General features: G+C 60.4%; 12 protein-coding genes and 1 pseudogene. 1 reads left to right on the top strand and 12 read right to left on the bottom strand.

Annotated elements, in window-relative coordinates; genetic code table 11:
* Positions 1 to 233 precede the first annotated feature (233 nt).
* The 9 genes and pseudogenes from CIW50_RS13805 to CIW50_RS13770 form a co-directional block, all read right to left on the bottom strand.
* A pseudogene (locus tag CIW50_RS13805) lies at positions 234 to 452 on the bottom strand (LLM class flavin-dependent oxidoreductase); the annotation flags it as partial.
* Between the two features lie 114 nt (positions 453 to 566).
* The gene (locus tag CIW50_RS29050; protein ID WP_172980327.1) at positions 567 to 719 is read right to left on the bottom strand and encodes a hypothetical protein; all 153 of its coding nucleotides are present in this window, start codon (positions 717 to 719) and stop codon (positions 567 to 569) included.
* A 195-nt stretch (positions 720 to 914) separates the two neighbouring features.
* Positions 915 to 1,130, bottom strand: coding sequence for a hypothetical protein (locus CIW50_RS13800; RefSeq protein WP_149531814.1), 216 nt, complete (start codon positions 1,128 to 1,130; stop codon positions 915 to 917).
* Between the two features lie 404 nt (positions 1,131 to 1,534).
* Positions 1,535 to 2,698: an acyl-CoA dehydrogenase family protein gene (locus tag CIW50_RS13795; RefSeq protein ID WP_149531813.1), complete on the bottom strand. Its 1,164-nt coding sequence runs from the start codon at positions 2,696 to 2,698 to the stop codon at positions 1,535 to 1,537.
* A gap of 252 nt (positions 2,699 to 2,950) precedes the next feature.
* Positions 2,951 to 3,346, bottom strand: coding sequence for a hypothetical protein (locus CIW50_RS13790; protein ID WP_149531812.1), 396 nt, complete (start codon positions 3,344 to 3,346; stop codon positions 2,951 to 2,953).
* Between the two features lie 19 nt (positions 3,347 to 3,365).
* Positions 3,366 to 3,773, bottom strand: coding sequence for a hypothetical protein (locus CIW50_RS13785; protein WP_172980326.1), 408 nt, complete (start codon positions 3,771 to 3,773; stop codon positions 3,366 to 3,368).
* Positions 3,770 to 4,960, bottom strand: coding sequence for a glycosyltransferase family 4 protein (locus tag CIW50_RS13780; RefSeq protein WP_149531811.1), 1,191 nt, complete (start codon positions 4,958 to 4,960; stop codon positions 3,770 to 3,772). The genes CIW50_RS13785 and CIW50_RS13780 overlap by 4 nt, the downstream gene beginning before the upstream one ends.
* Before the next feature lie 8 nt (positions 4,961 to 4,968).
* Positions 4,969 to 6,249 carry a glycosyltransferase gene (locus CIW50_RS13775; RefSeq protein ID WP_149531810.1) on the bottom strand — a complete coding sequence of 427 codons (1,281 nt, stop codon included), beginning with the start codon at positions 6,247 to 6,249 and terminating at the stop codon, positions 4,969 to 4,971.
* Positions 6,246 to 7,040: a WecB/TagA/CpsF family glycosyltransferase gene (locus CIW50_RS13770; protein WP_149531809.1), complete on the bottom strand. Its 795-nt coding sequence runs from the start codon at positions 7,038 to 7,040 to the stop codon at positions 6,246 to 6,248. The genes CIW50_RS13775 and CIW50_RS13770 overlap by 4 nt, the downstream gene beginning before the upstream one ends.
* Before the next feature lie 44 nt (positions 7,041 to 7,084).
* Between CIW50_RS13770 and CIW50_RS13765 the strand changes: the two genes are divergently transcribed.
* Positions 7,085 to 8,344: an endo-1,4-beta-xylanase gene (locus tag CIW50_RS13765; RefSeq protein ID WP_246664283.1), complete on the top strand. Its 1,260-nt coding sequence runs from the start codon at positions 7,085 to 7,087 to the stop codon at positions 8,342 to 8,344.
* 13 nt (positions 8,345 to 8,357) lie between these two features.
* On the opposite strand, the gene CIW50_RS13760 is transcribed toward CIW50_RS13765, so the two are convergent.
* Genes CIW50_RS13760 through CIW50_RS13750 form a run of 3 tightly spaced genes read right to left on the bottom strand, consistent with a single transcriptional unit; the run spans position 8,358 to position 11,963 of the window.
* Positions 8,358 to 9,797 carry an oligosaccharide flippase family protein gene (locus CIW50_RS13760; RefSeq protein WP_149531808.1) on the bottom strand — a complete coding sequence of 480 codons (1,440 nt, stop codon included), beginning with the start codon at positions 9,795 to 9,797 and terminating at the stop codon, positions 8,358 to 8,360.
* 2 nt (positions 9,798 to 9,799) lie between these two features.
* The gene (locus tag CIW50_RS13755) at positions 9,800 to 10,852 is read right to left on the bottom strand and encodes an acyltransferase family protein (RefSeq protein WP_246664269.1); all 1,053 of its coding nucleotides are present in this window, start codon (positions 10,850 to 10,852) and stop codon (positions 9,800 to 9,802) included.
* 4 nt (positions 10,853 to 10,856) lie between these two features.
* On the bottom strand, positions 10,857 to 11,963 hold the full coding sequence (locus tag CIW50_RS13750) for an acyltransferase family protein (RefSeq protein WP_172980325.1): 1,107 nt from the start codon (positions 11,961 to 11,963) through the stop codon (positions 10,857 to 10,859).
* Between the last annotated feature and the right edge of the window lie 57 nt (positions 11,964 to 12,020).

Genomic DNA, 12,020 nt, shown 5'->3' with positions numbered 1-12,020 from the left:
GTTACGCTGCGCTGACAGTTCCGTGACGAAGAGATGACGGAAGGGGAAAACCCTGCGGCATCGGGTCGCCGGGAGGTGGGTTAGACGAAGGTCCGTCGGCCGTCGTCTCCGCCTGGATCTGAACGGCTTCCCAAACTCGGTATTGATAGTGGTGACTTATCTGCGTGGCGGATTGTCGGGAGCTGCCCTCAATGCTGACGAATACGTAGATCAGTCGGATGATGCCCTACTAATCAATCCCGAAGCAACGGCAGGAGCATTTGGCCTTGCCGCTCGATCTCCGCCAGATAGGGCGTGTCGGACAGGATGAAATACCCGATCCCGAGATCACGGTATTTCCGCAGAGAGCTGGCCACTTCGGATGCCGAACCGACCAGCCAGGTGGTGCCGGCGCCGGCTGCGCCGAATTTTCCTGGTGCGGTATAGAGATTGTCGTCGACGACATCGCCGCGGTGACCTGTCTTCACATCATTCGGGATGTACCAAAGAAACTCCGAACGATCGCTCATGATGTCCCCTGACGATGGCCCGCATGTTTGCGCGCGGCTCACCGTCCCGTGTCGCTGTCAAAATGGGCGTGCCGATGTCGCGCCGAACACGATGGCTGCGATCAACGCAAATGCGCCGTAAACGGCGGCCGTGTGCAGGCGCACCGCCGTGCGGTTCGACGACGCGCGCGCACGGTTATGCAACCGGGCTTCCGCCGATAGTTCACGCATCATCGTTCTCCAACGCGCCATTTGCGTATAACCAAAGCGATAAACTTGGTCTGCGCAAGCGCGCGCCGGAAATAATGATGATCAGCACGTCAGGGCGTTCCGGCGTGGAGCAATATTCTCCATGCCGCCTGCGCCAGGCAATTTTGTTCGTTCGGCGCTGATTGTCATTCTGGTCGGGCGAGGACAGTCTCGAACTCAGCGAGCCGTAGCGATACGAGTTTGGCCAGCCCTGTGACTTCGCTGATCCAAGAGTGCCTTCGCCGCGCGCTCCGCTGCACGTGCCGACCCGAAATGGTCGCCTTCGAGCGTGTCGAAGGCAGGCTCTGATGAAAAGAAACGAAATCCGCGCTCTTCGGCGACGACGATTCCGGCAGTACGATTGAAGACTTCGATGACATAAGCATTCGACATGCGCGTTCTGTTCGCCGCCGAGGCAGCGATCCTATCGGTGAGTGATGGGATGTTCGGTGTGAGCTGCTACGCCGGAGTCAACAACACGGGCCGGCGGCCGCGGACACGCAGCGGCAGGTCACGCGCTTGCGCAACTGGCTCACTACTGTGGTCTCATATGCGGTCATGCAGGCATTCCGAAGTGCATAATGTGTGTCACGAATATCCGACGGTGGCGTTCGTTCGTCAATGAAATGGCCATCCAAATTTAGCGGCACCGTGATGATGACGATGCTGTGCGCAGGCATCTGCGGCGAATGAACCGCTGTGCTTCCCTCCGTAGTCAAGGGACGACATCGTAGACGTCTGCGGTGGCCGCCTGCTGCCGCGCCATCTTTCCTTTGAAATAAAGTACTTTCGATGATTCAGGCGATCTGTCCGCTCTTCCAATCGCGCTTGATCTTCTTGGCGAGCGACCATTTGTGGACTTCGGTCGGGCCGTCGTAGATGCGAAACGCGCGGATCTCGCGGAAGGCCTGTTCGACGATTGTTTCGCCGGAAACGCCGGTACCGCCCATCACCTGCACGCAACGGTCGGCGATCCTCATCAGTGCTTCCGACACGGCCACCTTGGCCATCGAACTTTCGGCCGTGCCGAGCGAGCCGGTATCGAGCACATCAGCGCACCAGTCGATCATCAGTTCCGATTGTTTGATGTCGATCAGGTTTTCCGCCAGCATGAAGCCGACGCCTTCGTGATCGATCAGGGCCTTTCCGAATGCATGGCGGCGACAGGCATAGTCTGTCGCGATCTCGTTGGCGCGGATCGTAAGACCCAGCCAGCGCATGCAATGCGACAGGCGCGCTGGGCTGAGGCGTATCTGTGCGTATTTGAAGCCGTCGCCTGACGCGCCAAGCATCTGGTCTGCGGGGATACGCAGATTTTCGATCTCGATCTCTGCATGGCCGCCGGGCATCGAATTGTCGATCGTATCCAGCACGCGCAGCGTACGGATGGCAGGATCGGGCAGGTCGACGAGGAACATGCAGGCGCCGTCGTCGGACTTCGCCATCACGATGCCGACCTTGGCGCCTTCGGCGCCGGTGATGAACTTCTTCCGCCCGTTGATCACCCAGTGATTGCCGTCGAGCCTGCAGGTGGTCTGCATCATCGACGGATCGGAGCCCGCGCCGCCGGCATCGGCCGGCTCGGTCATGAAGAACGCCGAGCGAGCTTTGCCCGACACCAGCGGCTCCAGAAAACGCGTCTTCTGTTCGGCGGTGCCGACCTTGCCGAGCAGATACATATTGCCCTCATCGGGCGCCATCGTGTTGCAGGCAAGCGGACCCAGCGGCGAAAGACCGGATTTGATCAGGGCCTTTGCCGTTTCGCGCTGCGTTAGATGCGACCCATCTGCGAGAATATGCGGCGTCAACACGCCAGCCTCGCGGGCCTTGTCGCGCAGCTCCTGCACCAGTTCGTCGCTCGGGCCGTGAGCACTTGTCCGCGGATCTCTCTCATAGGGGATGACTTCGGCGCGGATGAAGGTCTCGATCCTAGCGGCAATGGCGTCGGCGCGATCAGTCATGGATGCGGATACTCCGGTCGATCCCCTTGGCGAAGCCTTGGGGCGGGATTCGGTCATGCCCAACCGCTCACGGTACGGATGGCGGCGGGCGACGAGGTGAGGGATAGCATTTACACGATCAGTATGCCTGATCGCATCGAACTCGGCTACGAAGCATCGATCGCCCTGAAGGGGGGCGTGGCCACGCACGGATTAGCGAGGCGTGCTGATCGGCCGAATCTTGGTAGGCTGCTCTTGATCGGCGGGAAACCGCTATTTCGACGTTTGCTCGGCCGCATCGAGATTGATGCCCGGGAAGCGCCGTCTCAGGTCCCGCTTCAGCGATCTGAAATGCTCGATATTGTTTTCGAGCGTCCGCAGCCGTGCTTCGCCGATGCGGATCTCGTCGTCCGATTTTTGCAGGAGTTCCGCCCGCGGGTCCGACTGGCTGTTGACGTCCTCGATCTCGTTACCGCCGACAATTGCGGCAATGGAAATGACGTCTTCCAGCCGGCGCTTCAGGCCGTCATGCTCGTATTCTGCGCTGCGCAGGCCGGAGTCGATGGTCGCTGCAATGGCAAGAACCAGCCGTTCATCGGTGATGCGGTCGCGTTCCGGCGAGCGGGTCCGGAATGTTTCGGACGATGAGCGAAAGATGCGCTTCAGCATGGCGGCATTCCCCTCTGGCTCAGGTGATACCCTTGATCTTCTTACACGATGTTGCGGCGTCCGACGACATCTGCACGACGCTTGATGTTGATTTTATCAGCAGTAGTTCCTTGCGGGAGATGAACCGCAGCGTGGCTCTGGGATTGGCGTCGCAGAATCGCGACAGCGTCGCAGCGGTGGCGGGTATCGTGTCCTGCTTCGGAATTACCGCGATGCCGCCATCTTTCAGGATGTAGGCGTCTTTGACGTTCGGCATCGCCACCGTCGCGGTGCAGACCTTGAACAGGCCTTCATAGGCCTGGGGCGGCATGGTGAGATCGCCGGCAAGGCCGCCGAGCAGATACTCCCGGCTCTTGTTGCAGTTGTCGGCCTGCGCAGCACCTGCGGTGAGCACGAGCAGTGTGATGATGGCAGCAAGTTGTCTCATGCCGATGCTCTCAGCTCCGGTCCAGTCTGCAAGGCATCCCTCGATGGCGATGGTCGCTTCAGGCCATAGGTTTCTGCGGCGCAGCGTTCCCACGACAGATCTTGCGCATGGGCGGCGGCACCGGAGCCGAGGCGCGCCCGCAGCGCGTCGTCCTCGGCCAGTTGCCGGATCACGCTGGCGATCATATCGACCCGGGGAGCGACCAGAAGGCCTGACTGGCCGCCGAGTACCGCATCGGGCACTCCGCCGATATTGCTCGCGACGCTCGGCAGGCCTGTAGCACCGGCCTCGAGATAGACGAGACCGAAGCCTTCGACACGGCCAGACGAATCCGGCACGCCGGTCAGACAAAAGAAGTCCGCCGCACCGTAGATGTCCCGAATTTCCTCATTCGATAGCGCGCCCAGCAGTCTGACGTCGCAGTTCGAGGCTGCGATCATGCCGCGAAGCTCGTCGACATAGTCCGCCTCCCCGTGCGGACCGATGACCAGCCAGGTGACGCGCCGACGCAGTTCGTCAGGAAGCTGTGCGAGCGCAGCGAGCGTGAGGTGATGTCCCTTGCGTCGCGTGAGCCGCGCCACGGTGACCATGACGATCCGGTCGGGCGCAATGTCATAGATCGCACGTGTGGCGGCGCGATCGCTGCGCCGGCCGGACCAGAAATCCGAGACGCCAAGGCGAATGGCATGGATGCGGCGTTCATCGATCGCGAATCGTTTGCGGAACAGGTCGCGTGTAAAGTTGCTATTGGCAGCAACCTCGGTGCGTGGCCCGAACACGCCACTGCAGCGGATCGCCAGCCGCTTCAGCGGCGTCTGCGTCTCATTGATCTCCGTACCGTGCACGGTCATCAGCATCCGCGCCGGCGTGCGCCCGCGGGCCAGCGCTATCGGAATAAAGAACGGCCAGTCGGCGGCATGCACCACATCGAACGAAGCCGTACCGATACGGTTGCGCGTCAGCATGATCTTGGCGGGCAGATCGCGCGCCGAATGCAATCCTCCGCTGAAGCGGTGGATTGCGAAGGGCATGGCGCGATCATCGGCTGACATATCCTGTGCGTAATCGGGAGCGACCAGCGTTACCCGCGCGCCGAGCTGCGTTGCAGCCAAGGCGATCTCACGGGCATAAGTGCCTATCCCGCCGCGTGCGGGAGCATATTCGCTCGATAGCAACAGGATATTCACAGATAGCCTCAGTGCACCGCGGAAGGCGTCATCGTTGTGTTACGCGCGTTCTGGATTTCCTGGTGATAGGTGAACACGCGTGCCAGTTGCGTTGCTGGCGTGAAGTCATCGATGGAACTCGCAACCTGCTCCGGATTTATTTCGCCAGTACCGATCGCATCGCGGGTATCGAGGAAACGTTGAGCCAGGTTTTCGATCATCTCTTCGCGAGATGAGCTGCGGGAGATGAGATAACCGCTCTCGCCATCATGGATCACGGATTCCAGTTGCGGTAGGTGCACAGCAACGACCGGGCGGCCGACAGCAAGCGTCTCGAGCACGCAACGCGGCATGCCCTCGAATTCGGATGTCAGGATGCCTGCATGGGCATTGGCCAACGTTGCGGCCATGCCGACAGCATCCTTGAATCCGTGCCGGATCGTGATGTCCTCGATAGCGGCGAATTCGGCAAAGCGATGCGGATCGCTGGTCCCGATATAATGGAATTCGAGATGGCCATGCAGCCGCTCGCGCAGGCGAGCGATGGTGCTGAACATCAACGGTGGATCCTTGAACTCGTCAAGGCGCCCAGCGAAGATGATGCGGAACGGCTCGGTGATCGCCGGAAACGGTTGCGGCTTGAAGATGTCGGTGTTGACCCAGGTCCACAGCGTATCGATCTTGCCGCTCTGACCGGGATAGGTCTTTTGCAGTCGTTCGGTGATAAACGGATTCACGCAAAGGAATTTCGCGCTGGTCGTGACAGCGAAGCGCTCGCCAACATTGTGCACGAACGAGTATTTCCGCAGCAGCGAATCCATCTGCAGCTTCGGCGCGCCCTCGCCATGCAGCATCTGGATGAAGGGGCGGCGCAGCAGCGTCGGCAGCCAGGAGAATTCGACGCGGCGCAGATCAACCGTGCAGCCGCGCTCGCGGATCAAGCGCGACACCGGGCCGAAATAGCGCAACAATGCCATGAAGAACTGGCCGGTCAGTGATGAGCGGATGGTGCGCGCGGCCTCCCGGGCCTGCTGGTCGGAATAGTGCAGGATCGGGAGAAAATCGAAGTCGCGCCCGCGGAAAGTCAACCGTCGCACCTCGCCGAGTTTGAGATCGCCGATCGAATCGACGCCGACGAACAGGATATCCGTGTCCGTGGGGTGGAACGTGATGAAGTCGCGGATATAGGTCTCCAACCCACCTACCTTCTGGCCGCGCGGATCGAACGGGTGGATGAGGCAGATCTGATAGCGTTGCTTGGCCGGCGCGGCGTTCCGGGCGCGAAGTCCCAGAGTGAGTGTGGAGGTCATGCGGCTTTCCTCATGCGGGCATTCAGGATTTGTGGAAGCGTACCGGCGATCAAACGCGGCACGGCGGCAGCGCAGCGTGCGTAACGGGGTGCAAGGCGGCGCGGATCTCGCAACATGCGCCAGGCCCATTCGAGGCCGGTACGCTGGGTGAACATCGGTGCGCGAACCTGTGTACCTGCGATGAAGTCGAGTGCGGCGCCGAAACACAGGCAGCCCGTGCCGTCCAGCTCATCGATACAGCGCGACGCAAACACTTCCTGTCGCGGCGCGCCCAGCGCGAGGAAACAGAGCTTTGCACCGGATGCGCGGATCTGTGCAATCGCTGTATCGGCCTCTGCCGAATAAGCGTCGAAGTTGCGACTAGGCGCGAAAGTGCCGACGATCTGCAAGCCTTCATATCGTCTGCGCAATTCTGCTGCAGTCTTGTCCAGCGTTGGCTTGTCGGAACCGAACAGAAAGATGGGAAGTCCCTTCTTGCCAGCAGCTTCGCACAAGGGAGCAGCGAGATCGGCGCCGGTCGTTCGCGAAATCGGTGTTCCGAGCAGATGGCTGAGAACGACGATCGGGAAGCCATCCGCAGTGACGAAGCGTGCGCGCCGATAGGCGGCGCGAAATTCAGGTTTCCGTTGCAGATGGACAACATGATCGAGATTAAGCGTGCATACGCTGAAGTTATCGCCGCGTTCGGCGGCTTCCACGATCGATGAAACAGCTTCGTCGAGTGATGAGATGTTCACGGTGACCCCGTCAACAACGAGATTTTCGGCGTGTGATGCCTGCGTCTGCAACATGTCGCTCCCCTGATGACGATGTAGCCGAGTTACGCTTGAACGAAGTGCACAGTTGCTTGCTATCGATGCAGCGAAGAAAAGTGAGTCGAAAACTATCTCCTCGACGTGATGCCATCAAAACGAACTATTGCGACGCAACGATGGCGATGCTGTCGCGCAACATTGAAAAGATAGCGGTCACGATTTTGAATCGATGGAGAGTGGATATGTTCGAATGTTCAAGGAGAAAGTCGCTCGCGGTCATCGCCGGTGCGACGGTCGCTATGCAACAACATGCACTCGGCGCGACGCAAACGCAGAGCCTTGGTACAATTGCGGCAAAAAATGGTTTGATGTTTGGCGCGGCTGCAGGGCCGGTGATCGACAAGGATGTCGGATATCGTGAGCTTTACACAACACAGACGAAAATTATAACGACGGACATCGCTCTCAAAATGGGCACGCTTGCGCCGATGGCGGGCCCGAAGCGATTCGAGAGCGCTGATCGATTGCTACAATTTTGTGCGAGCAATCGCATTCCCATGCGCGGTCATTGTCTGATCTGGAACGAATGGGTTCCGCAGTGGATCAAGTCCATGAGCAATTCCGAGCGACAGGCCTTCTTCGATAGTTATATCGATGAAGTTGTCGGACGCTATGCCGGCCAATTGCAGTCATGGGACGTCGTGAATGAGCCGTTCTGGCCCGGCCACAAGGCGCCCGGGGGTTATCGCCTCGGCCCGTGGTACGATGCCTTCGGCACTGATTATGTCAGACGCGCTTTCGCGCGGGCCGGCGCTGTGGATAAGAAGACCAAGCTTGTGCTCAATGAGGCACAGGCGGAACGCGACGACGATGTCGGTCTCGCGGTGCGCGCCGGACTGTTGCGTCTGGTCGATGAGTTGCAGCACGCCGGCGTCCGGCTCGATGTCATCGGCCTGCAGGGCCACTTGCAGCCGCGCTATCCGCATGATCCCCAGCGGTTTCTGGAATTCGTCCATGCGCTCGCCGAACGCAAGGTCGACATCTACATCACCGAATTCGATGTCCGCGACGACACATTCCCGGACGACGTGGCCACGCGCGACAAGATGATCGCGGAGACCGGTGGAAAATTCCTCGAAACGGTGCTGCAGGTTCCGGCGGTCAAGGCAGTGATCGCGTGGCAGCTGTCCGATCACTATTCATTCTATACGGACGCCGCGAGAAAGAAGAATCCTCTCGCAGAGCGACTGCCACGGCCGCTGCCGTTTGATGAGAACATGCAGAAAAAGCCGCTGTGGTACGCAATGGCCCGTGCACTGGAGACAGCCAAACGGTCGTGACGATTTTGCGACATCAGAGCTCGGAGAGTTGCGGCTGACGGCGCAGCATCCGAAGCAACGTCGGCCCGTAAAGGATGGCAAGGACCAACACGTAGATTGTCGCGCCTGCGGCGACATGTGCTGCCAGGAAGACATGGTTTGGCGCTTCGGGCAGTTGCGTCAGCAGCGCCGCCATGGCCCCGGTTGCGAGGATGATGCGGGCGAGATGCGCCCAGGGCAGGGTCAGGCCGAATTTCGAAAAGCCGATAATGAAGCTGGTCAATGCCGCTGCGATGGCGGACAGCACAGTCGCGCCGGCGGCGCCGACGAGCCCCCAATAGTGGATGCAAACAAAGCTCGCCACGATTGTCACCAGTGCGTCGATGCTCGAGACCACGATCATCAGCCGCGTCTTGCTGTGCAGAAGAAACACTTGGTCGCCGAAATGGGCACGGATATTGCGGATCGAGCCGGCCAGAGCTGAGAGAGGCAGAATTGCCAGCGTCACCTGCTGAAACGGCGTGGCGATCAGCAGGTGCACGATCTCGGCCCGTAGCAGGAAGATGCCCGTAATGCTCGGTGCCAGAATGCCGATCAGCAGTGCACTGTTGTCGGCAAGCTGGCGCATTGCGGCCTTGCTGCCGCCTTGCTCCATGCTCTTGACCGCCAGCGGGAAAGCCGCTGCCGTCACCAGCATCGCGGCGACTGCCGCGGCGCGCTGGCCCAGACCATAACCTACGGCAAAAAGGCCGGCGGCGGCGACGCCGAGCATGTCGTTGACGATAAAGCGCGAGGCATTGAGGCCGACCCAGCCCAGCGCGCCGCCGATGATCAGCGGAATGCCATAGCTCACCGCATGGCGAATGATCTCGCGATCGATCGGCCACAGGCGGCGGCTGTAGCCGATATGGGGCAGGACGACCAAAGCGGCAAAAAGCTGCGCGGCGGCATAGCCCAGCAGCGGCCATTCCGGCGATGGGCCGATCAGCTTGATGAGCACCAGGCCGAGAATGAAGCCAATCGACGGCCCGACGATCTGCTGGATCGAATAGACGCCGATCTGGTGCCGGACACGGGCGCGTTCGGCGATATAGAGATTGAGGGAGCGGCTGATGACATAAGCGATGGTGGCGCCGAGCAACGCCGGGTTGGTGTCCGTGGCGATGACGGTATAGAGCACACCGATCACGGCGGCGCTCTGCAGCACCAGCGAAACAAGAATAACGACATTCTCGGTGCGATAGAAGCGTTCGGCCTGTTCGCCGTCCTGATAGCGACCGAAGAAGCGCAGCGCATATTGCGACCACCAGGCCAGGAACGCGATCTGTAGCAGTTCATGTGTCGCCGTGATCAGCGTAATCACACCCAGCGTATGCTCGTTGACCACATGGGTCCACACGATCATCGCGACCAACTGGAACATCGGGCCTACGATCTGGGCCGGCAGATAGAGAATTGTGCGCTTCAAGAGCATGATCAGGCTCCCAGCCAGCGGGCCGCGCGCGGCGGCGCCCATCGCTGCACGGCGAGCAGTGCGACAATGCTTAAGGTGACGGTGATAGCATACATCAGGAATGTTCCTGCGAGCGGGCCGAACTGGCGCAGTCCGCCATGATCGCGCAAGGCCATGACAATGAAAATATGCCAGAGATAGATGAAGTAGCTGCCGGACCCGAGCGTAGCCAGGATAGGCGCGCGGAGGCCGAGCGCAAGCAACAGCACGCAGAGCGCCGCGGCATAGCCGAAGAACGCCATCGAATCATAATCGGCTGCGTCGCCGATCTTGAGCAGTCTCGCTGCCGCATAGATCACATAGGCTAGCAGTGCCGCCGCGGTCAGCGTCAGGCGCATTCGCGGAAGGGCCAGCCGCGCCGTCGATCCGGCGACCAGCATTCCCAGGGCCACGAAGCTGAACCAGAACGGGATATCGCGCATGCGCACTTCCTCGATCAGCCCTTCGGACAGCCCGCGCTGGATCAGCAGGGGATCGAGATAGCTGCCGATGATCAGGCCGAAGACGAGGGCGAGCATCAGGATGACGCGCAGTCGCTCATTGGCCTGGGACTGCACATGACGGGCAAACCATAGGGCCAGCCAGAGCATGAGCGTACAGCCGAGATAGACGAAGACGTAATAATACACGAATACGTAAGCGAGCACGAAACGGGCGACCGTCGTTGTCGGTCGATGGTCCATCGCCGGGTTCTGCAGCGCCATGTAGAGATAGGCCGCAGCGAAAGCGATTGCGTAGGGGATCAGTGCCGCCATCACGCGCTTGCCGAGCGGGACACGGCCCGACAATGCGGTCAGATAGCCGGATGCGAACAGGAAGATCGGCACACAGGGTCGGAGCGCCGCATCGAGCATGGTCTTCCATGATGCATCGAGCGGTTGCTGCAGCGAATGAATACCGATCACCATCAGAACGGCGAGGCCGCGCATGCTGTCGATGGCCACATCCCGGCTGGCCGTCCTTGTTTGAGCCAGCGGCGGCGCCGTCCCGGACATCGTCTGCGTTGCATCCACCATCAGGTCACGTCTGCCTTGGCACTGTCGCCGCGGCAATTCGCGTGCTGAAATGGCGATCATAAGCCTCATTGAGCGCGCGCCGCATGGGCGTTTCGAAATAGCGCAGGGACAGAATACTGGCGGCGGCAAGAACGGCGATGGCCAGCGGCACCAAAGCGAGCTTGCCGCCGGGAATGACGGGGGCAAGGAAACGTGCCGCCAGCGTGAGGACGACGGTCGCGACCGGAATATGCAGCATGTAGGAGGAATAGGTCAGCGACGACCAGCGCTCGAAGCCAAGGCGCGAGAACAGGGTGGTCTGGCCGGAGAGATCGTGATGGATGGCGAGCACCGCGATGAGATAGATGACTGCCAGTGCTGCCATGATCGGAAGCTGCGCGCCGAAGATCAGGAACAGGATAAGGGCCGTGGTCAACAGGCCCGGTATCGCTGGAAGCCGGGCAATCCGGTCGCGAAACAGCCAACAGGCAATGCCGAGATTGAAGGCGGGCAAAGCGCGGAAGGCGCCACCCTTGTTGATCCAGTCCGGCCAGGGCTCGGTGCCCATGGCAACGGCATAGATGCTGTTGGCCAGCAGCGGCAGCACGACGAGGGCCACAATCACCGTCCTGCTCCGCGCGATCGTCAGCACCATCAACGGAAACAGCACGTAGCAGAAGAATTCTGCGGATAGTGACCAGCTCGGAAAATTGAAGGTCAGGCGGTCACCGTCGATGGCGTGCAGCAGCAGGAACTGCGCCGGCAGATCAGAGAATGGATAGCGTGCCGGGTTGTCGGTCTTGGCGATGCCCGCATGAAGCGCCAGTGCGATCACGATATAGAAAGCCAGCGTTGCCAGATGCAGTGGATAGATTCGCGCGAGACGTCGCCACAGGAAGCGGCCGACCGCGGCGGGTGAGCCAACTTTCGCCAGATATTGGCTGGCTATGACGAAGCCGGAAATGACGAAGAACAGGTCGACGAACAGATTGAAGTGCCAGGTATGGTCCACCATGAAGCGACCAATTGGCAATTCCTTGATGTAATCGGAATAGTGCAGGATCACGACGGCGCTGGCCGCAACGATGCGCAGCCCGTCCAGATGTCGTGTGCTGGTGTCGATGTGCTGCAAGAAGAGTGTTCCCTGTTGAATGGACCAGGCGTAGCCCCGATCCGGCATGGCCGCCGG

Source organism: Tardiphaga sp. P9-11 (assembly GCF_008329525.1).
GTDB lineage: Bacteria > Pseudomonadota > Alphaproteobacteria > Rhizobiales > Xanthobacteraceae > Tardiphaga.
The sequence above is the reverse complement of the archived record's forward strand: the minus strand, read 5'-3'. Positions and strand labels throughout refer to the sequence as shown.

Coding starts and splice junctions, on each gene's coding strand:
- CIW50_RS29050 (WP_172980327.1), bottom strand. CDS start 719: ATGCGTGAACTATCGGCGGAAGCCCGGTTGCATAACCGTGCGCGCGCG.
- CIW50_RS13800 (WP_149531814.1), bottom strand. CDS start 1,130: ATGTCGAATGCTTATGTCATCGAAGTCTTCAATCGTACTGCCGGAATC.
- CIW50_RS13795 (WP_149531813.1), bottom strand. CDS start 2,698: ATGACTGATCGCGCCGACGCCATTGCCGCTAGGATCGAGACCTTCATC.
- CIW50_RS13790 (WP_149531812.1), bottom strand. CDS start 3,346: ATGCTGAAGCGCATCTTTCGCTCATCGTCCGAAACATTCCGGACCCGC.
- CIW50_RS13785 (WP_172980326.1), bottom strand. CDS start 3,773: ATGAGACAACTTGCTGCCATCATCACACTGCTCGTGCTCACCGCAGGT.
- CIW50_RS13775 (WP_149531810.1), bottom strand. CDS start 6,249: ATGACCTCCACACTCACTCTGGGACTTCGCGCCCGGAACGCCGCGCCG.
- CIW50_RS13770 (WP_149531809.1), bottom strand. CDS start 7,040: ATGTTGCAGACGCAGGCATCACACGCCGAAAATCTCGTTGTTGACGGG.
- CIW50_RS13760 (WP_149531808.1), bottom strand. CDS start 9,797: ATGCTCTTGAAGCGCACAATTCTCTATCTGCCGGCCCAGATCGTAGGC.
- CIW50_RS13755 (WP_246664269.1), bottom strand. CDS start 10,852: ATGGTGGATGCAACGCAGACGATGTCCGGGACGGCGCCGCCGCTGGCT.